The sequence below is a fragment of the Capillimicrobium parvum genome (assembly GCF_021172045.1).
Taxonomy (GTDB): Bacteria; Actinomycetota; Thermoleophilia; order Solirubrobacterales; family Solirubrobacteraceae; genus Capillimicrobium; species Capillimicrobium parvum.
In genome coordinates this window covers 5,307,971-5,327,474 of sequence record NZ_CP087164.1, presented here as the reverse complement: position 1 = coordinate 5,327,474, position 19,504 = coordinate 5,307,971, and the positions used below count along the sequence as shown (strand labels likewise).

At 74.7% G+C, this 19,504-nt stretch carries 17 protein-coding genes; 11 read left to right on the top strand and 6 right to left on the bottom strand.

Annotated elements, in window-relative coordinates:
• Nucleotides 1-3: 3 nt before the first annotated feature.
• On the top strand, nucleotides 4-843 hold the full coding sequence (locus DSM104329_RS25935; RefSeq protein ID WP_259312762.1) for a L,D-transpeptidase: 840 nt from the start codon (nucleotides 4-6) through the stop codon (nucleotides 841-843).
• Between the two features lie 21 nt (nucleotides 844-864).
• Here the strand turns inward: DSM104329_RS25935 and DSM104329_RS25930 are convergent, their stop codons facing one another.
• Nucleotides 865-1,881, bottom strand: coding sequence for an LLM class flavin-dependent oxidoreductase (locus tag DSM104329_RS25930; RefSeq protein ID WP_259312761.1), 1,017 nt, complete (start codon nucleotides 1,879-1,881; stop codon nucleotides 865-867).
• Between the two features lie 70 nt (nucleotides 1,882-1,951).
• On the opposite strand from DSM104329_RS25930, the gene DSM104329_RS25925 reads away from it, so the two are divergent.
• Both DSM104329_RS25925 and DSM104329_RS25920 read left to right on the top strand, forming a co-directional pair.
• Entirely contained in the window at nucleotides 1,952-3,160 is a 1,209-nt protein-coding gene (locus tag DSM104329_RS25925; RefSeq protein WP_259312760.1) for a hypothetical protein, read from the top strand.
• A complete protein-coding gene (locus DSM104329_RS25920; protein WP_259312759.1) occupies nucleotides 3,157-3,852 on the top strand; it encodes a hypothetical protein in 696 nt (231 codons plus the stop codon). Before DSM104329_RS25925 ends, DSM104329_RS25920 begins: the two co-directional genes overlap by 4 nt.
• Here the strand turns inward: DSM104329_RS25920 and DSM104329_RS25915 are convergent.
• Nucleotides 3,849-5,021 carry a glycosyltransferase gene (locus DSM104329_RS25915; protein WP_259312758.1) on the bottom strand — a complete coding sequence of 391 codons (1,173 nt, stop codon included), beginning with the start codon at nucleotides 5,019-5,021 and terminating at the stop codon, nucleotides 3,849-3,851. The two genes, DSM104329_RS25920 and DSM104329_RS25915, sit on opposite strands and share 4 nt — an antisense overlap.
• Nucleotides 5,018-6,349 (bottom strand): hypothetical protein, encoded by a 1,332-nt coding sequence (locus DSM104329_RS25910; RefSeq protein ID WP_259312757.1) that lies wholly within the window; start codon nucleotides 6,347-6,349, stop codon nucleotides 5,018-5,020. The genes DSM104329_RS25915 and DSM104329_RS25910 overlap by 4 nt, the downstream gene beginning before the upstream one ends.
• Nucleotides 6,350-6,379: 30 nt before the next feature.
• Between DSM104329_RS25910 and DSM104329_RS25905 the strand changes: the two genes are divergently transcribed.
• Nucleotides 6,380-7,387, top strand: coding sequence for a class I SAM-dependent methyltransferase (locus DSM104329_RS25905; protein ID WP_259312756.1), 1,008 nt, complete (start codon nucleotides 6,380-6,382; stop codon nucleotides 7,385-7,387).
• A 175-nt stretch (nucleotides 7,388-7,562) separates the two neighbouring features.
• On the opposite strand, the gene DSM104329_RS25900 is transcribed toward DSM104329_RS25905, so the two are convergent.
• A complete protein-coding gene (locus DSM104329_RS25900; protein WP_259312755.1) occupies nucleotides 7,563-9,275 on the bottom strand; it encodes a sulfatase-like hydrolase/transferase in 1,713 nt (570 codons plus the stop codon).
• A gap of 119 nt (nucleotides 9,276-9,394) precedes the next feature.
• Here DSM104329_RS25900 and DSM104329_RS25895 point away from each other — a divergent pair, with 119 nt between their 5' ends.
• The 7 genes from DSM104329_RS25895 to DSM104329_RS25865 all read left to right on the top strand — a co-directional run bounded on the left by DSM104329_RS25895 (nucleotide 9,395) and on the right by DSM104329_RS25865 (nucleotide 16,635).
• Nucleotides 9,395-10,453, top strand: a complete 1,059-nt coding sequence (locus DSM104329_RS25895; protein ID WP_259312754.1) for an NAD-dependent epimerase/dehydratase family protein — start codon at nucleotides 9,395-9,397, stop codon at nucleotides 10,451-10,453.
• 11 nt (nucleotides 10,454-10,464) lie between these two features.
• The gene (locus DSM104329_RS25890) at nucleotides 10,465-11,178 is read left to right on the top strand and encodes a class I SAM-dependent methyltransferase (RefSeq protein WP_259312753.1); all 714 of its coding nucleotides are present in this window, start codon (nucleotides 10,465-10,467) and stop codon (nucleotides 11,176-11,178) included.
• Between the two features lie 32 nt (nucleotides 11,179-11,210).
• Complete coding sequence (locus tag DSM104329_RS25885; protein WP_259312752.1) at nucleotides 11,211-11,927, top strand: methyltransferase domain-containing protein; 717 nt, start codon at nucleotides 11,211-11,213, stop codon at nucleotides 11,925-11,927.
• Nucleotides 11,921-12,571: a class I SAM-dependent methyltransferase gene (locus DSM104329_RS25880; RefSeq protein ID WP_259312751.1), complete on the top strand. Its 651-nt coding sequence runs from the start codon at nucleotides 11,921-11,923 to the stop codon at nucleotides 12,569-12,571. Before DSM104329_RS25885 ends, DSM104329_RS25880 begins: the two co-directional genes overlap by 7 nt.
• Nucleotides 12,572-12,746: 175 nt before the next feature.
• Nucleotides 12,747-13,541: an FkbM family methyltransferase gene (locus tag DSM104329_RS25875; RefSeq protein WP_259312750.1), complete on the top strand. Its 795-nt coding sequence runs from the start codon at nucleotides 12,747-12,749 to the stop codon at nucleotides 13,539-13,541.
• Entirely contained in the window at nucleotides 13,538-15,292 is a 1,755-nt protein-coding gene (locus DSM104329_RS25870) for an ArnT family glycosyltransferase (protein WP_259312749.1), read from the top strand. The genes DSM104329_RS25875 and DSM104329_RS25870 overlap by 4 nt, the downstream gene beginning before the upstream one ends.
• Nucleotides 15,289-16,635, top strand: coding sequence for an oligosaccharide flippase family protein (locus DSM104329_RS25865; protein WP_259312748.1), 1,347 nt, complete (start codon nucleotides 15,289-15,291; stop codon nucleotides 16,633-16,635). The genes DSM104329_RS25870 and DSM104329_RS25865 overlap by 4 nt, the downstream gene beginning before the upstream one ends.
• Here the strand turns inward: DSM104329_RS25865 and DSM104329_RS25860 are convergent.
• Together DSM104329_RS25860 and DSM104329_RS25855 are read right to left on the bottom strand one after the other, a co-directional pair.
• A complete protein-coding gene (locus DSM104329_RS25860) occupies nucleotides 16,604-18,211 on the bottom strand; it encodes a capsular polysaccharide export protein, LipB/KpsS family (protein ID WP_259312747.1) in 1,608 nt (535 codons plus the stop codon). The genes DSM104329_RS25865 and DSM104329_RS25860 overlap by 32 nt on opposite strands.
• A complete protein-coding gene (locus tag DSM104329_RS25855; RefSeq protein ID WP_259312746.1) occupies nucleotides 18,208-19,500 on the bottom strand; it encodes a CDP-glycerol glycerophosphotransferase family protein in 1,293 nt (430 codons plus the stop codon). Before DSM104329_RS25855 ends, DSM104329_RS25860 begins: the two co-directional genes overlap by 4 nt.
• Between the last annotated feature and the right edge of the window lie 4 nt (nucleotides 19,501-19,504).

Genomic DNA, 19,504 nt, shown 5'->3' with positions numbered 1-19,504 from the left:
GCATTGGGCTTCGCCAAGCTGCTCTCCATGGGAGCGGCGGTGCTATCCGCCGGGCTCGTGTCCTGCCCGAGCCCGGCGGTCGCCGCCACCGACGCACCGCCCGAGCAGGTACAGGCGCAGGCACGGGGGTTGACGTACCACCGGCTCTCCGATGAGCGCGAGCGCACCGCGTCGGCGATCGTGCTGCGCCGCACGGTCGTGCGCGCCGAGCCGTCCGCGGCCGGGCCGCGCGCCGGCGTCGTCGGCGCGTCGACGTACCTCGGCAGCGCCGAGAGCGTGCTCGTGCTGGGCCGGGCGGCGTTTCGCCGGACCGTGACCGGCGCGCCGGAGGTGGCGGCGCCGCCGGGGACGCCGGGCACCGCCGGCCCCACCCGCACGCCGAGCATCACGGCTTGGTCGTATGTCCGCTTCCCCGGCGACGGGAGCCCGACGGGCTGGGTCCCGACCGCCCGGCTCGGGCCGCTGACCTATACCGACACGAGCCTCGTCATCGACCTTCGCCGCCGACAGGCGATCCTCGCGCGGGCCGGCCGCGTCGTCCTGCGCGCGCCGGTGGCGGTCGGCCGGGCGCGCACGCCGACGCCGGTGGGGCGCACCTACGTGCGCGAGATCCTCGTCCCGCAGCTCACCACCGGCGCCTACGGGGTGCTCGCCCTCGGGCTGGCTGCCTACTCGGAGACCGGCACCGACTGGCCCGGCGGCGGCCAGGTCGGCATCCATGGCACGAACGAGCCCGGCCTCATCGGAGGCCGCGTGACGCACGGCTGCGTGCGGCTGACGAACCGCGACATCGCGCGCCTCGGCCGCTTCGTCACGGTCGGCACGCCGGTGGAGATCCGGTGACCGGCGCGCGACGGCCGGTGGTCAGGCGGCCTGCGACGCGGGCGCGGCGGCGAGCACGCCGGCCACGAGCTCGTACGAGCGGATGCGATCGGCGTGGTCGTGGACCATCGTCGTGAGCATCATCTCGTCGGCGCCCGTGCGCGCCTGCAGCTCGAGCAGCCCGTCGCGGACGGTCTGCGGCGAGCCGATGACGTGGCCGGCCAGCCATCGGTCGATGAACGCCTGCTCGGCCGGCGTGTGGTTCTGGGCGGCGGCCTCCTCGGGGGACGGGAACGTCCCCGGGCGGCCGCTGCGCAGGCGCAGGAACGACAGTCCGCCCGGCGTCGCGATCCAGCGCGCCTGCTCGTCGGTGTCGGCGCAGATCGCCTGCACGCCGATCATCGCGTGGGGCGCCTCGAGCGCCGGCGACGGCTGGAAGCTGCGGCGGTAGACGTCGAGCGCGGCGAGCGTGTTCTGCGGCATGAAGTGGTGCGCGAACGAGAACGGCAGGCCGAGCTCGCCGGCCAGGCGGGCGCTGAAGTCGCTGGAGCCCAGCAGCCACAGCTCGGGCTCGTAGCCCTCGCCGGGCGTCGCGCGGATGCGCGGGATGCTGCCGGCGAAGAACGCGCGCAGCTCGCGCAGCTGGGTCGGCAGGTCCTCGGACGCCGGGTCGAGGTTGCGCCGCAGCGCGTACGCGGTGATCTGATCGGTCCCGGGCGCCCGCCCGATGCCGAGGTCGATGCGGCCCGGGTGCAGCGCCTCGAGCATGCCGAACTGCTCGGCGATGACGAGCGGCTGGTGGTTGGGCAGCATCACGCCGCCCGAGCCGACGTGGATGGTCGACGTGACGCTCGCCAGGTGCGCGATGAGCACGGCGGGCGCCGAGCTGGCGATGCCGGGCATGTTGTGGTGCTCGGCGACCCAGTGGCGGCGGTAGCCGAGGCGCTCGGCGTGCTGGGCGAGGTCGAGCGAGTTGCGCAGCGCGTCGGCCGGCGTGGAGCCGGTCGAGACGGGCGCGAGGTCGAGGACGGAGAGCGGCGCGGGTCCGGCGAAAGGCATGCGACCAGTGTGGCAGGCGGCCGATTCCGGCTTGTCCGGAGCGATCGCCGTCGGAGAGGATCACCGCCACATGGCGGCTCCTGAATACGACGCGTTCGGCAACCCGATCGGCGAGGCCGCTTCCACGGCGGGCGCGCCGGAGCGCGTCGACGCCGCGCTCGCGCTGCCCGAGGACCAGCCGCTCGCCCTGTCCGAGGACGAGCCGCCCGCGCCGGCCCGGAGCGACCCACGGCGCCCGCCCGGGGCGCCGCGCCCGCGCCGCCGACGGCGCGGCGGGTGGATCGCGCCGGTCTTCACGATCCTCGCGCTCGCCGGCCTCGGCCTCATGCTCTGGAGCTCCGAGCGCGACTCCCTGGACTCGCCCGACGTCGTGGTGCGCGAGGTCGACGGCCACGCGCTGGCCGAGCGCTCGCTGATCCGCGCACCGAACCTGCGCCGGGCGCTGCGCGCGGTCCAGCGGCGGCTGCGGCCGACCGAGGAGGTCACGCTGCTGCGGCTCGAGCCTGACGAGCTCATCGTCTACGTGCGCGACGAGCGCGGCCGCGCCCGGATCCTGAGCGCCGGCGTGACGTTCGGCGTCGAGACGCGCGACGCCGGCACCAACACGTCGACCGACGCGTTCAGCCTCGAGGTCGTCAACCCGAGCGCCGTCGAGCGGATCGTGCGCCAGACCCTGCGCCAGGCGGACGCGACCGACGAGAACCTGTCGTACCTGTCGCTGTCGTCCGGCAACCCGCCGAGCTGGTCGGTCGGCCTCGAGGACGTGCGCATCGCCGACCGCACGTGGACCGCCGACCTCCAGGGGCTGGCGGTCACGCACCCGGGCGAGCTGCCGTTCGCCGAGGGCGTGGCCGGCCGCTCGCTGATCCGTCCGGCGAACTTCGCCAAGGCGAAGGCGATCCTGGCCGGCCACGGCACGCGCATCACCACGATCCGCGTCGCCCCCGACCGCATCGACGCGACGCTGCGCCGCGACGGCGGCACGCGCGCCGTGGACATCGACGCCGCGCTGCGCGCGACGACCTCGGATTCGCCGGGGCCGGGGTCGTCGGGCAGCGTCCGGGTCTCGGCCGTCCCGCCCGACGGGCTCTACCGCGCGCTGCAGCGCATCCGGGCGAAGGCCGGGATCTCCCCCGCGCGGATCGACTACGCGGTGATCTCGCCGCCGCCGCCCCGGGTGGACCTCCCGACCCAGTGGACGATCTTCTTCGAGAACGTGCGCGAGCGCGACCACGGCTGGTACGCGTCGCTCGACGGCAGCCGGGTCAGGCCCCTGTGATCCAGGCGATCCGGGCACTGACCGGGATGGCGATCGGCCTCGTGTCGGTCGTCGCCCCCTCGTGGGGGCTCTACCACCTGCTGCGCACGCCCTCGTGCGGCTCGGACGGGTACAGCACGTTCGGACCGCCGTGCCCCGACGACGTGGCGCTGTGGATCCTCGGCATCGTCCTGTCGCTGACGATCCTCGCCCCGCTCGCGATCGGGCTCGCCGGCCGCCAGGGCACCGACGCCCCCGTCCTCCTCGTGCCGATCATCGGGCTGATCCCGCTCGGCATGGTGACCGGCGCGATCGTCTCCGGCCTCGGCCCGTCGGCCGATCCGGACACCCGCTGGATCGCGATCGTGGGCGCGGCGATCACCGCCCTCATCGTGCTCCGCGTGCTGCTCGGCTTCGCGCGCGGCGCGGGCCGCCGGCGCGCTGAACGCGCCGAACGCGCCCCCGCCGTGCCGGCGCACGAGCTCGCGGGAATGGCGGCGGTCGCGGCCACGGCGAGGAAGGCGAGCGCCCCGCCCGCCGTCTCCATCGCCACCCTCCACGACCAGCTCGCGCAGATCGCCGATGCCGCGAAGCAGCCGGAGGACGGCGGGCTCTCCGTGCGGCTGCAGCGCCTGGACGAGCTGCGCGCGGCCGGGTCGATCACCGCGGCCGAGCACGCGCAGCGCCGCCAGGAGATCCTCGACGAGATCTAGGACCGAGCGCCGGCGCCGAGCGCCCGCTCGATGACCGCGGCGAGGATGCGCTCCTCGTGGCGCCAGCTCAGCTCGGGCGCCGCCGCGCGCACGGCGGCGCGGCGCGCCTCGAGGTCGGCGCGCAGCGCGGCGATCCCGGCGGCCAGCGACGCCGGGTCCTCCGGGTCGATCTCGACGCCGAGCCCGTGCGCCTCGCAGAGCTCGCGGATCGCGTCCATCCGGCCGGGGTAGAGCAGCGGGAGCCCGGCGGCGACGGCGTGGAAGAGCCCGTTGACGAGCTGGGCCGGGGAGTTCTCGGTGACCGGGACGTAGAGCAGCGCCGCGGCGTCGGCGGTCGCGATGAACGACGCGATCTCGTCGGGCGCGACGGACCCGACGAACGCGACGCCCGGCGGCGGGTCGCCGTCATAGCCGTCGCCGACGAAGGCCAGGCGCACGCCGTCGGGCAGCGCGCGCGGCACGATCGTGCCCGGCTTGTGCTGCCCGACCATGGCGAGCACGAAGTCGCTGGGGCGCGCGCCCGCGGCGGTGCGGACGTCGCCGGCGGCGGCTCGCGCGAGCCGCGCGTCCTGGGCGTTGCGGACCACCTCCCACGTACCGCCGTAGCGGGCCGCGTACGCGCGCGCCATCGCATCGCTCGTCGTCACCCGGGCGGCGGCCCGGCGGATGCACGCACGCTCGATCCACTCGCGCACCCGGTGCACCGCGCGCTCCTGCCGGCTCAGCCGGCGCCCGTCGTGGGGCAGCGCGACGTAGAGGTCGTGGGCGTCGTAGACGTACGGCGTGCGCCGCAGCCACACCGCGAGCGCCTGCTCGTAGCCGTGGAGGTAGAAGAGGTCCGCACGCGGCAGCCGCCGGGCGGTGAGGACGTTGAACGCGGCCCAGCTCGCAAGGAAGTACAGCGGGCCCGCGACCCGGCCCAGGGTCTCGGCGATGCGCTCGATCCGGCCGCGCCCGACGTCCGGCGCCGCGGCCTCGCCGTCGGCCAGCGACTCGCCGACGCTGCTGAGCGTGATGACGGCGAACGGCGCGCGCTCGATCTCGGTCTCGCTGCGCTGGGCCTCGACGACGATCGACTCGTAGCCGAACCGCGCGACCGCGGAGGCCTGGCGCATCGTGCGCGAGTCGCGGTCGAGGCTCGCGGGGGTGAGCGAGACGACGCGCGTCATGATCCCGCCGCGCGCCGCTGGGCGCGGGCCATCGCCACGCGTTTGAGCGGCCGCGCGACGGGCCCGGGGATCGAGGCCAGCGCCTTCAGCCAGACCGGCATCACGACGCGCATGAGGAACGCGACGTACGCCCAGGTCAGACGATCCTGCGCGCGAGCGATCCTCAGGACGCGTGAGGGCGGGCCGGCGCGGACCGGTACCGGCTCCGCCACAGCCTCGACCGCCTCCACCAGCCCACGGTACGTCCAGCGCCCGCTGCCGACGACCTCGTCGAACGCCGCGGCGGTGATCGCGGCCCGCCGGTCGTCGCGGCGCATGGTCTCGAGCACCTCGCCCAGGTTGGAGAAGTCCGGCTCGAGCGGGATGTAGTGGCGGTCCGCCTCGAGCACGCCGTTGTAGTCGCCGCGCACGAGGACCTGGCAGGTCCCCGACGCGCACGCCTCCAGGTGGCGCGGGGAGACCGCGAACAGCTTCAGCTCGCCGTCGCGGCCGGGGAAGCAGGCGGCCTCGACCTCCTCGAACGACGCGTCCGGATGATCGAGCTCGTACTCGTAGACCTTCGCCCGCAACGAGCCGTCGCGGTCGAGGATCGACGCGCCGCCCTCGACGCCGATCGTGTACTTCGAACGGGCCATGAAGCGGTTCCAGTCGTCGCCGTACAGGACGTCCGCGTCGTCGGTGGAGATGTCGACGTTCAGCCCGTGCGCGGGCCCCTGCTCGCGGAACAGCCGCGCGATCTCGGTCTTCAGCTGGCCGTGGCGTCCCAGCCACTTCGCCGCGTGCCAGGCGCGGTAGCCGACGTCGATGTCGCGCCCGGGCCCGGGCCCGTGATCGACCTCCTCGGCGATCGCGATCATGCGCGCGACCTCGTCGTCGTCGAGGTAGCCGGTGAGCGCGAGATGGAAGCGGACCCGGTCGAGATCCATGCGTCCGTAGACCTTCGCGTGCTCGGACGCCGGCACCGGCGTGAAGACGTGGTCGACGCCGAGCTCCTCCATGACCTCCGCGACGAGGTCGGAGCGCAGGAAGTCGTCCTGCGGCAGCGCGACGCGCACCCGGCCCACCCCGCGCAGCGCCTGGGAGCGCCGGCGCAGCCACGGCGCGCCGTCGGGCGTCCAGCGGTACGTGGCCAGGTAGGACGTGTGGAAGACGACGAGGTCCCACGGCACGTGGCGCACCCAGGCCGGGACGCGGCGGCGGACCGCGAGGTTGAGGTAGGCGGTGCGCCCGTCCGAGTAGCGCTCGAAGCTGTAGAGGTGGTCGCGGATCGTGGCGCGCAGCGGGTGCTGGCGCAGGACGTAGACCACCAGGACGTTGGGTCGGCGCATGCGCGGCCGGAAGGTAGCCTCCTGCGCTTCGTGACGCGCGCGCAACGCATCGCCTCCAAGGTCTTCCGCTTCGGCATCGTGCCGCGCGCCAAGCAGCGCGCCGGCCGCGCCTACATGGACGTGCGCGCGCGCCGCGGCGGCCCGGCCCCGGAGATCCGCTCGGCCAGCGGCGACCACAACGCCGTCGACGACTACTGGACCGGGCACCTCGTCAATGCCGCCCCGTTCCTGACGGCGCGACAGTCCGAGCGCTACCTGGAGTGGCGCTTCCGCGAGTACCCGCTGTTCCGCGAGTTCTCGGGGCTCTACGGCGCGCACGACGGCGAGGCGATCCTCGACTACGGCTGCGGTCCGGGCAACGACGTGACGGGCTTCGCGATCCACACCGGCGCGCGGCGGATCGTCGGCGCCGACGTGTCCGCGAGCGCGCTGGCGCTCGCTCGCCACCGGCTGTCGCTGCACGGCGCCGGCCCCGACCGCGTCGACCTCGTCCGCCTGACCGACGACCGGACCGCCCTGCCGTTCGCCGACGGCGAGTTCGACTTCGTCTCCAGCCAGGGCGTCCTGCACCACGCGAGCGACCCCCGGGCGATCCTGCGCGAGCTGCACCGCGTGCTGCGCCCGGGCGGCGAGGGCTCGATCATGGTCTACAACCGCGACTCGGTCTGGTTTCACCTCCACGTGGCGTGGGAGGTGCTGATCCGCGACGGCCGCTGGCCCGGCCAGACCGCCGACGAGGCCTTCCACCGCACCACGGACGGCGAAGACTGCCCGATCGCCAACTGCTACCGCGGCGAGGAGTTCGTGGCGCTGCTCGAGGAGGCCGGCTTCGAGGCGCGCTACGCCGGCGGCTACCTGTCGCAGTGGGAGCTGAGGGCGATGCAGGAGTCGTGGGGCTTCGCGATCACCGACGAGCGCCTCGCGCCCGAGCACCGCGAGTTCCTGCGCGGCCTGCGCTACGACTACGGCCATCGCCCGATGCACGGCGACCTGCACGCCGGGATCGGCGGGACGTACCGCATCCGCCGCCCCGGCTGATCCTCGGCTGGTGGCGGTGTCGCCCCGCAGCGGCACGCGCCCGCCTGCGTCACAGCCGGCACCGGAACTGGACGGATGTCCGGGTGGCGGGCGCGGCGCGTGGCGCCTCGGCGGGGTCCACGTCGGCTGAGCCGCGCGGGCGGGGCGCCCGCCGCGCCCCGCGCCCCGCGGGCGCTCAGTTGTCGGTCTTGCGTGTGAACTCCCCGGCCGGCTGTGAGAACCAGTCCGCGAAGGCCTGCTGCTGAACCGGTTGCAGCACGGCCGGCAGGGACTGCTGGATCTCGTCCGTCATCGCCTGGTCGAGCAGGTTCGACAGACGCCGGACGAACGCCTTCTGCGCGCGCGGGGCCCTGGGCTTGTCGTAGATGTTGTCGAGCTCGAGGCGTCCGGGCTTCGTGTCGAGGTCGTAGGCCTCGTACTGGATCGGCTTGGACTCGTCGATCTCGAACGTCCCGTCCTTCCAGAACGCGTAGCGCGCGAGCTTGCCGTGCTGCGTGCGCACGGCCGTGATGTGAAACGGGGCCGGGCGGTTCTGCTGCGGCGTGGGAGCCAGCGTGCTGGTGCCCGGCTCGTCGGTCGCGTGGGCGATGTAGTCGCGCCCGCGAGCGCTCGGATCCTGAAGGATCGCCGCGATGTCCGCGCGTCCGGCGATCTGCGCGTACGCGGAGTCGCCGCGCCAGGCGTCGCCGCCGGTCGCCAGCGTCAGCATGAGCGCCGCGAGGTCGACGCTCTCGACGAGCTGCGGGCGGTCGACCCGCGGCGCCTTCGTCCAGCCGCCGGTCGGGTCCTTGACCACCAGCGGGACGCGGATGCCCTCCTCGTAGAACGCGAAGCCCTTGCCGCGCATGCCGTGGGCCCCGGCATACTCGCCGTGGTCGGCGGTGAACACGACGATCGTGTCGTCCGCGAACGGGGAGCTCTCCAGCGCCGCCAGGACGAGGCCGATCTGGATGTCGACCTGGTTGTGCATGAGCAGGTACGTGTCGAGCATCTTCGTCCACAGGCGCTGGCGCCGGCGGCCGTCGGGCATCACGCCGAAGAGCTCGTTCTCGATCTGCTGGGCGCGGCGCTGCATCTCCGGCTTGTTGCGCTCGTGGCGCTCGATCGCGGTCTCGTAGTTCGCCGGCAGCTTGCTGAAGATCGACGGCGTCTCGTTCTGGCCCTCGACGTTGCGGGTGAAGCGGGGGTACCAGGCGATGTCGTGGGGGTTGACGAAGCTCACCGTCGCCGCCCACGGGTTGCCGCCGGGCTGGCGCGCGGCGAGCCAGTCGCGGAACTGCTGGCGGATGACGGGGTCCATCGCCTGGCCCTGGCCGGCGCCGCCGTTGGGCGACGGGCAGGTCCCCGAGCCCGGCCAGTTCGCCGTGAAGCCGTAGGCCTCGTACGGGTCAGGCTGGCACCCGCCGTCCTGGTCGCCGGACATGTGCCACTTGCCGAACCAGTAGGTGTCGTAGCCGTTCTGGCGCAACATCGTGCCCCAGGTCGGAAACCCGGGGTTGAGGTTCGTCGGCGGGGTGGTCGCGAAGATCCCGGTCTGGTGGGTGTAGAGGCCGGTGGCCTGCGTGGTGCGCGACGGCGTGCAGTCGTTCGACGACGTGTAGTAGTGCGAGAAGCGCACGCCCTGGCCGGCGAGCTTCGTGATGCTCGGCACGGCCGCCCGCTGCAGCCCCCGCGGCAGGTACACCCACGGCGTGCGCATCTGGTCGACCATCACGAGCAGGATGTTCATCCCCGGACGCGGGGCGGCACCGGTGCCGCCGGCGGCGCGGGCGGGCGCGCTCAGCAGGCCCGGCGCGGCAGCGAGCGCCCCGGCGGCCACGCCGGTCTTCGCGGCGGTCTCCAGGAACGCCCTGCGGGTGACCGGGGGCGGCGGTTGTCCTGTCGGCATCGGTGCGCTTCCTCCGGGGTCGGCCTTCACGTGGGGGCCGTGCCATATGCGCGACACGGTGTCATCAGCCTTTCACACTCACGACGACGCCGCCAGCGACCGTCCTAGACTCCCCGGCCATGGACATCCGAGGCAAGAAGCTCGTCGTCATCGGCGGCGCGGGGCTCATCGGCTCGCACACCGTCGACGCGCTCACGCGCGAGGACGTCTCAGAGATCGTCGTCTACGACAACTTCGTGCGCGGGACCGAGGAGAACCTGGCCGGGGCGCTGCGCGACGACCGGGTGTCGATCTTCGAGATCGGCGGCGACGTCACCCAGACCGACATCCTCAGCGCCGCGCTCAAGGGCGCCGACGGCGTGTTCCACTTCGCCGCGCTGTGGCTGCTGCAGTGCCACGAGTACCCGCGCAGCGCCTTCGACGTGAACATCCGCGGCACGTTCAACGTGCTCGAGGCGTGCGTCGCCCAGAACGTGCAGCGGCTCGTCTACTCCTCCAGCGCGTCGGTCTACGGCGACGCCGTGGAGGAGCCGATGACCGAGGAGCATCCGTTCAACAACCGCAACTTCTACGGCGCGACGAAGATCGCCGGCGAGGCGATGGCCCGCGCGTACCACGAGCGCTACGGCCTCGACTACGCCGGCCTGCGCTACATGAACGTCTACGGCGCCCGCCAGGACTACCGCGGCGCGTACATCGCCGTGATCATGAAGATGCTCGACGCGATCGACCGCGGCGAGCCGGTGACGCTGTACGGCGACGGCTCGCAGGCCTACGACTTCGTCTACGTCACCGACTGCGCGGCCGCCAACGTCTGCGCGATGAAGGCCGACGCCACCGACGCCTTCTACAACGTCGGCACCGGCATCCGCACATCGCTGCGCGAGCTGGCCCAGCTCGTCCTCGACATCACCGGCGCGGACGCCGGCATCCGCTACGAGGCGCAGGGCCTGACGTTCGTCAAGAACCGCATCGGCGACCCGACCGCGGCCACGCGCGACCTCGGCTACACCGCGGCCGTCGAGCTCGAGCAGGGCCTGCGCGAGCTCATCGCCTGGCGCCGCGCGCATCTCGACCAGGTCGCCCGCCGCCGCGACGCCGCCGCGGGCGAGCAGCGCCGCGCCCTCGAGCTCGAGGACCTCGAGGAGCCGGTCGCCGCCGAGGCCGGCGCGGAGTAGGGGCGCTGAGGATGCGCCTGCCGGGCAGCCCGCTCGCGCGGCTGCGCGCCGAGCGCACGCGGTGGGCCGAGCGCGGGGACGCGGTGCAGTGCCCGGTCTGCGGCGGGCGGTTCGCGCGCTTCCTGCCCTACGGCGGGCGCGAGGGGGCGATCTGCCCAGGCTGCGGGTGCGCCGAGCGTCACCGCCTGCTGTGGCTGTGGCTGACCGAGGAGGACCGCCTGCACGGGCGCATGCTCGCCTTCGGCCCCGACGACGCGACCGAGCAGCGGCTGCGCGCGCGGCCCGGCCTCGACTACCTGAGCGCGGACATCGACGGCACGCAGGCGATGGTGGCCGCCGACGTCACGCGCCTGCCGTTCGACGACGGCTCCTTCGACTGCGTCCTGTGCTCGCACGTCCTCGAGCACGTCGGAGACGAACAGGGCGCCCTGCGCGAGCTGCGCCGCGTCCTGGCGCCCGGCGGCTGGGCGGCCATCATGGTGCCGGTCGACCGCTCGGTCCGGGAGACGATCGAGGACCCGTCGGTCACGAAGCCCGAGCAGCGCCTGGCCCGCTACGGCCACGACGATCACGTCCGGCTGTACGGCGCCGACGTCGCGACCAGGCTGGGCGCCGACGACGTGGTCGACCCGCTGACGCGGTTCGGCGCCGAGCGGGAGCGCCGTCACGGCCTGCGCCGCGCCGACCGCTTCGGCCCCGACGAGGTGTACCTGTGCCGGGCCTGAGGGACCGCGCCCGCCACGCCGCACTGCCGGTCATGAGCGCCTGGCAGCGGGCCCGCCACCGCGGGATGGGCAGCCGCGAGCGCTGGGAGGACGGGCTCGACACCGAGGTCCGCTTCTGGCGCGCGTACCTTCGCCACAACCTCGAGCCCGGCGGCCCCGGCCACTACCGCGTCGACCCGGACTGGAGCCTCGAGGAGGACGCCGTGCTCGCGCCCGTCGTCGCCGGGCTCGACGGCGACCGCGTGCGCATCCTCGACGTCGGCGCCGGGCCGCTGACCGTCCTGGGCAAGCGCTGTCCGGGCAAGGCGGTCGAGATCGCGGCGATCGACCCGCTCGCCGAGGCCTACGACCGCCTGCTCGCCGAGGCGGGCATCGACCCGCTCGTCCGCACCCGCGCCGGCCACGGCGAGCAGGTGGCCGAGCTGTTCGCGCCCGCCAGCTTCGACGTCGCCTACTCCTCCAATGCGCTCGACCACGGCTACGACCCCGCCGCGGCGATCGCGGCGATGGTCGCCGTGGTGCGCCCCGGCGGCGCCGTCGTGCTGCGCCATGCGCGCAACGAGGGCGAGACGCAGCGCTACCTCGGGCTGCACCAGTGGAACCTCGACGCCCGCGACGGCGAGCTCGTCGTGTGGCGGCCGGGCGAGGAGCGCAACGTGTCGCGGGAGCTGGCCGGCCGGGCGCGCGGCGACGTGCGGGTGCAGGACGGCGAGCTGATCGCCGTGCTCACCGTGGAGGGCCCGTGCTGAGGCGCCTGGGCGCGTTCGCGGCCGGCCTGCCGCACATCGTGCTGCGCAACCGCGGCGGCGGCTTCGCGCTCGACGGCGTGCGCCGCCCGTACCACTACGCCCGCTACAACCTCACCTGGCTCAACGAGCGCGCCGTCGAGCTGCCGCTGGCGCTCGAGGTCATGCGCCGCGGCGGCCGCATCCTCGAGGTCGGCAACGTGCTCGCCCACTACGGCGAGCTCGGCCATGAGGTCGTCGACCGCTACGAGCGCGCCCCCGGGGTGCGCAACATCGACGTGCTCTCGCTCGAGCCCGGCCGTGAGTGGGACCGGGTCGTGTCGATCTCGACGGTCGAGCACGTCGGCGTCGACGACGAGCCCCGCGACCCCACGCGCGCCGTCGACGCCGTGCGCCTGCTGGCGGGCCGCGTCGCGGCCGGCGGCGACCTGCTCATCACCGTGCCCGTCGGCTACAACCCCGTCCTCGATCGCGCGCTCGCGGCGGGCGAGGCTGGCGACCTGCACGTGAGCGCGCTGCGCCGCACCGGCCCCGGTCCGCGCTGGGAGCAGGCACCGCCCGCTGCGGTCCTCGACGAGGGCTACGACTACCGCCAGAAGACCGCGCGCGCGTTGCTCGTCGTGCGTGCCGGCGGGGCGCGCCACTAGTGCAGCCGTCCGGAAGTTCCTCGAGGTATTCGGTGGATGATCGTGCGTGGCTGGGGGCGGTCGCCGGCCGCTCGCATACTGGTGGTACGTGTGCGGTCGGCGACCGCCGTCAGACGCGTGCGAGCGCCGCCGAGACCCGCAGAACTTGCGGATGGAGGCACTAGCCTTGGGCGCCGTGCCGACGACCCAGGAGCTCCTGGCCCGGCTGCCCGCGTCGTGGCTGCGCCGCGCCGGTGAGCTGCAGCACCGCCATCCGGGGCTGATCGTCCCGGTGCGGCGGCTGACCGGCCGCTGGCTCGGCGGCGACCGGGTGATCGCGGGCGGACCCGGCGCGGGCCTGCGCTTCAACGCCACCGGCGGCATCCCGGGCTACCTCGTCGGCACGACCGAGCTCGCCGTCCAGCGTGAGCTCGAGCGGCGCCTGCGCCCCGGTGACGTCGTCCACGACGTGGGCGCGTCGATCGGCTTCCTCACGGTGATCTGCGCGCGGCTGGTCGGGCCCGAGGGGCGCGTCGTGGCCTTCGAGCCGGGCGACGACGCCGCCGGGCGCCTGCGCCACAACGTCGCGCTCAACGGCCTGCGGAACGTCACGCTCGTCCGGGCCGGCGTCGTCGACCGCGCCGGCCGCGGCGCCTTCACCGGCCACTCGTCGCTCGTCTGGGGCGACGTGGAGGCCATTGACGACGGGCCGATCCGGCTGACGACGATCGACGCCGAGATCGCCGGCGGCCTGCCCGCGCCGGATCTCGTGAAGCTCGACGTCGAGGGCACCGAGGGCGCGGCGCTGCGCGGGATGGCGGCGACGCTGCGCGACCATCGGCCGGTCGTCCTGTGCGAGATCCACGACACGCACGACGAGGTGGCCGCGCTGCTGGACGGCGCCGGCTACGACGTCGCGCCGCTGGCCGGCGAGGGGCTGTCGGACGACCCGCGCTACGGCTACGTGGTCGGGACCCCGCCGGCGCGGTGAGCGAGCGCCCGGCAGCGGCGGGCGTGCCGGAGCTCGCCCGCTGGGCGATGACGGCGGTCGTCGCCCTGTTCCTCGCCGCGGTCCTGTGGGTGGCGGTGTGGGTGCCGTTCCACGCGACGGACTCGCTCATCTACGGGCGCTGGTCGCGGCTGATCGCCGACACGGGCAACCTGCACTTCGACGGGGTCGGCTCGGGCTTCCTGCACCGGCCGCTCGTCTACGTCGGCGAGGGCTGGCTGTGGCGGGTGCTCGGCTTCTCCGAGCCGATCGGCCGGCTGTGGATGGCGCTGTTCCTCGTCGTGCTCGTCGCCGCGGTCTGGCGGCTGGCCGCGATCGAGGGCGGCGTGGCCGTCGGCGCGCTCGCGGGCGTGCTGCTCGTCGCCACGCCCGACGTGGTCGCCCTGGCCGCGTCGGGGTTGACCGACGTGCCGGTCGCCGCCTGCATCGCGCTGTGCGGCGTGGTCGCCCTGGCCGGCCCGCGCACGGGCGGCCTGCGCTTCGCCGCCCTGGCGGTGACCGCCGCGCTGGCGATCCTCGCCAAGCCGTCGGCGCTGCCCGCGGTCGGCGGGCTCGCGCTCGCCCTGCTCGTCAAGCCGCGCGGCGACTGGAAGCGCGACTGGGCCGCGCTCGTCGTGGGCGGCGTCGTCGCGCTCGGGTGGGACGCGTGGCAGGCGCACGAGATCGGCACCGGCTTCGTCTCGTTCCTGCAGGGCGCGGACTCGGATCTCGCCCGGGGCGTCGTGAGCTACTACCAGCAGCTCAACGCCCAGTCGCGCGCGTCGTTCATCCTCGGGGCCGGCTGGTTGGGCCCCTATCTGCTGCTCCTGCTCCTGTTCGGGCTCGTCTACGGCGCGGGGCGGGCGCTGCCGGGCTGGACGCACCGGCGTGCGGCCACCGTGGCGGCGCCCGCCGCGGTCGCCGGTGCGATCGTGCTGCCGCTCGTCGCCGGCGGCGACGTCGGCCCGTTCGACACCTCCAAGCCGGCCGCGCTGCTGGGGACACTGCTGTTGATCGTGCCGCTCTGGTGGTCGCGCGACTGCCCCGAGGAGGCGGCGCCGAGCCGGCCGCACCTGCTGCGCATGCTCATCTGGGCGGCGCCGCCCGCGGTGGCGTGGATCGTCTCGGCTCCGTTCCAGACCCGCTACCTGAGCCCCGCGTGGGCGCCCCTGTTCGTGCTCATCGCCGCCGCGACGTGGACGGCGGTCCGCGGCACGCTGGCCCAGCGCCGGGCCGGGCCGGCGCTCGCGCTCGGCGTGGTCGCGGTGCTGTGCGCGATGGCGATCTTCGACCTGCGCAACCTCGACGGTCTCGGCGCCCGGAGCGACGGGACGATCAACGCGGCGAGCGCGGTGCGCGAGCTCGGCGTCACCGGCTGGTTCGATCGCGACCGGGCCGAGCGCGCCGCCGACCCGGATCTCGCCGCCCTGCACGCCGCGGTCGACCGGGCGATGGCGCGGCCGGGGCGGCTCGTCACCCTCGACGGCCGCGTCGGGTTCTGGTACCCGCGGCGCACCGTGCGCGCCGAGGCGCAGCGCTGCGCCGCGGTGCTGGGCTTCTCGACGCTCGTCGTCGTGCAGTCCTCGCTCGGCCTCGACGCGGAGCGCGAGCGCCGGCTCACCCCGAGCGAGCGCGCCGAGGCCACCGGCGGCAACGCGGCCGACCCCGCGTTCTGGGCGCGCTGCCATGACCCGCGCCTCGAGGTCGTCGCCCAGCGGCCCGGGCAGTTCACGGTCTTCGCGGTGCGGCGGTGAGCGCACGGCCCCTGCGGACCGGGGCGGTGCTCATGGCGGCCTGCCAGCTCGTCACCGCGGCGACCGGCTTCCTGACCACGATCATCATCGCGCGCATGCTCGGCCCGGAGGAGGTCGGCGCCTACACCGTCGCGCTGTCGCTGCTGCTCGTGCTCGGCGTCGTCTGCTCGCTGGGCCTGGAGAACGGCATCGCATGGAGCGTCGCCGCGGGCCGGTGGTCGCCGCGCGCCGCGTTCGCGCAGACGCAGGTCGTCGCCGCGGTGACCGGGACGATCGGCGTCGGGCTCGCGGCCGTCCTGCGGCTGCTGATGCCGAACGCGTTCGGCGGCCTGTCGGTGGGCCTCGTCGTCGTCGCCGCGGCCGGGCTGCCCTTCCTCATCTCCTGGCAGTACGCCCGCTGGCTGGCGGTCGCGCTCGACCGCTACGAGGCGTTCGTCCTGCCGCCGGCGATCGTCAGCACGCTCGCGCTCGTGCTCTGCGGGGTCGGGGCCGCCGTGTGGGAGGTCGACGGCGTCATCTGGGGGCTGCTCGTCGCCTACGTGCTCACCGCGGTGCTCTCGATCGCGGACGCGCTGCGGGCGCTGCCGAACGTCGATGCCGCGCGCGGCGGCGCCGACGATCCCGGGGGCCGCGTGCGCCTGCGCGAGGCGACCGGCTTCGGGGTGCGCGCGAACGCCGCCACCGCGCTGCAGTTCCTCAACTACCGCCTGGACCTCTTCGTCCTGTCGGCGGTCGCGTCGGGCACCGACCTCGGCCTCTACGCGACGGCGGTCAGCGTGACCGGCGTGATGTTCCTCGCCCCGCAGACGCTCGCCTACGTCGTCTTCCCGCGCGTGGCCGCCCTGAGCGCGGCCGGCGCCGAGGGCGAGGCGCAGCGGGCGACGGTCGAGGCCAAGAGCCTGCGCCACGTGTCGCTGCTGACGCTCGTGACGCTCCCCGTCGTCGGCGTGGCGATGGCGGTCCTCATCCCGCTGCTCTATGGCTCGGAGTTCGACGGCGCCGTGGTCCTCGGCGTGATCCTCCTGCCCGGCGTCGCGCTGTTCGGCATCGCCTCCGTGCTCGCGGCGACGATCAACGGCCGCGGCCGGCCGGAGCTGTCGCTGCGCGCGGCGATCTGGTCGACGCCGCCGGCGCTCGTCCTCTATGCGGTGCTGATCCCACTGCTCGGCGACACCGGCGCGGCGATCGCCTCCACCGCCTCCTACGCGCTGAACTTCGCCGTCACCGCGGTGTACTACCGCGCCGCCACCGGCGACCACGTGGCGCCGCTGCTCGTGCCGACGCGTGAGGAGGTCGCCGACCTGCGCGCCCTCATGCGAGCGCCAGCGCGTCGGGCACGATGAGCTCCTCGCCGTCGAGGATGCGGTCGCAGAGCAGGTCGAGGTAAGGGTCGGCGCCGGGCGCGAGCTGCTCGGCGCGGGCCGGCACCCGGGTGACCTGCGGCCCGTCGGTGGCCACGAGCCCGAACGGGATCATCGTGCGGAAGAAGAACGTGAACGCGTAGCGGTGGGCGAGGTCGACGGTCGCCGGGTCCAGGCGGCCGGGCGGGGCGGCGAGCAGCGCGGCGAGCTCGTCGTGGCGGCTGACGTCGTGCGTGAACCCGCGTCCGCGGTAATGCGTGTCGCCGGCCACCGCGACGGCCACGCCGCGCGTCGCCGCCTCCAGGCCGACCGTCGACGCGTACACGCAGACGAGGTCGCTGCGGTCCACGAGCGCGTAGGAGTCGGTGGGATCGGACGGCCCGACGACGCGCACGTTGGCCGGCAGCGTCGCGCCGACCCGCGCGCGCAGCTCGTCGGCGGCCGCCTCGCGGGTGCCCCAGCGCGTCTCGCCCGGGTGCACCCGGACCACGAGTACGACGTCCGGCCGGCCCTCGACGGACCGGACCATCGCGGCGAGCCAGTCGAACATCGACGGGTACGCGACGTCCTTGTGCATGAGCGACGAGTCCCACGACAGGTTCGTGAACGCGGTGACGACCTGCGCGCCGGGCGGGATGGCGAGGTCGGCGTCGACCGCGTCGAAGTACACCTCGCGCCCGACCCCGCGCACGCGGTCGGCGAGCAGGTGCTCGATCGCCGCCCGCTGCTCGGCGGTGAGCGGCCGGTCGCGGATCCGCTCCCAGACGACGGTCGTGTCCATGTCGGGAGCGTCGGAGCGCTGGCCGAAGACGAGCGCGCCGTCGCGGGCGGCCATCTCGTAGGTCGGCACGCGGACGCCGCGGACGCTCGCCGCGGCGCGGATCGCCCGCTCGGCGTCGAACAACCCGTTCAGCGAGAACAGGATCTGGGGGCGCAGGCGGTCCAGGATCGGCTCGATCGCCGCCTGCACGCCGGCGGTCGACACGCCGAAGTCGCGCACGACGGCGACGCCCTCCGGCGCGCGCTCCGGCTTCGAGCTGCGGGCGAACCACGCGGCGCTGAGGTCGCGGCCGCGCGCCGCGTCGAGGGTCAGCGGCGCTTGGCGCGCGTCGGCGCCCCACGGCAGGTGGTCGGCCAGCCGTACGTGCTCCAGCCCGATCCCGGCCGCCAGCTCGCCGGTGAACCAGGAGCAGCGGTCGCAGGGGCGCGGGTGCGCCCGCCGCGCCCAGCCCATCTCGCAGATCGGCTGGCCGCCGCCGCAGGTCAGCAGCGCCACGCGGGCGCCGCGCATCTGCAGCGCCAGCGCGATGACCGACTCGTAGGCGGCATGGGTCGACCAGGCGCGCAGCGAGGACACGACGACGCGGGGCCCGGTGGCCGCCGGCGCGGCCGCGGCGACGCTCGTCCCCAGCTCGCGCAGCGCGTCGAGGGCGCCGGCCTTCGCGTACCAGCGGCGGTCCAGCGGCAGCCGGGCGCGCGCGACGGCGTGCTCCAGCGCGCCGCCGTCGTAGCGGTGCGGGTCGCCGAGCGCGCGCAGGCGCTGAAGCGCCGGCCTCACCGTGAGGACAGGGCCGAGACGGTGGCCCGCAGCCGCCGCACGCCGGCCCGCGCCTTGCGGCCGAGCTCCAGCGGCGGGCGCCGGGCGGCCAGCGCGGCGCGGCGCGCCTCGACCTCCGGCGTGCGCGCCGCGGCGAACGCGTCGACCTCGGCCCGGATGAGCGCCAGCGCCCGCTGCGCGGCGCGCCCGTCGACCGGCCCGAGGTGCTCGGCGACGATCTCGCCGGCGCGCGCGTCCTGCGCCGCGCTCCAGGTGCGACCCCGAGCGGCGGCCACCGTGTCGGCCAGCGCGCCCGCGTCGGTCACGACGTCGAGCACGTCGCCCCAGCGGTGGAAGGGGATGAGGTCGTCGACCACCTCGTGCGCCTCGGGATCCCAGCCCGTGTAGACGATCGGCTTGCGCGCCGCCAGGCCTTCGATCAACGCGGTCGTCAGGAACCCCACCAGCACGTCGCTGCCCAGGATCAGCTCGCGCGTGTCGTGCAGCGCGTCGACGAGGAAGACGCGGTCGTCGAGCAGCGGGCCGGCCGCCCGCGCGATCCGCCGGCGCTCCTCGGCGAACGGCTGCTGCGGGTGCGGCTTGATCAGCACGCGCCAGCCGCGGCGCGCGAGCTCCCAGAGCCCCTCCTCGGTCTGCTCGTGCAGCGCCTGCCAGCCCGGTGCGCCGCCGACGAACTCCTTGGGGTGGTAGGCCTCGCGCATGTAGGAGAAGAACAGGACGACCGGCCCGCCGGAGCCGAACTCCAGCGCCGGCCGCCGGCGCCGGCCGTAGACGTCGAAGCGCGGCTGGCCGGTCACGTGCACCGTCTCGGGCGCGGCGCCCGCGCGCACCCAGAAGTCGCGGTTGCGCTCGCTGCAGACGGTGGTCAGGTCCGCGATCGGCGGCGCGTGGTCGCGCACGTCCTCCACGAGCGCGCGCATCACGAACGGCGAGATCGTCGTCTCCTTCTGCACGCACGCGAACGGGACGCCGAGCTCGTGCAGCGCGTCCGGCGCGGCCCGCACGTAGAAGAACGTGTCCGAGGGGGAGACGAACGCGTCGAAGCGGTGGCGGATCCAGAGCTCGTGCAGCAGCGTCCGCAGCCGGCGCGCCCACTCGGCGCGCGCCGCGGCGTGCTCGGGCCGGGTGAAGGGCTCGAGGTTCGTCGCCACCTCCTCCGGGAGGACGCGCATGGCCTCGCTGCGCAGGACGTCGAACGAGACGACCTCGATGCGGTCGCCGGGCTCGAGCGCGTCGCCCAACGCGGCGATGTCCTGCGCGAAGTAGTGGTCGTGCGCCAACAGCCGCATCGGG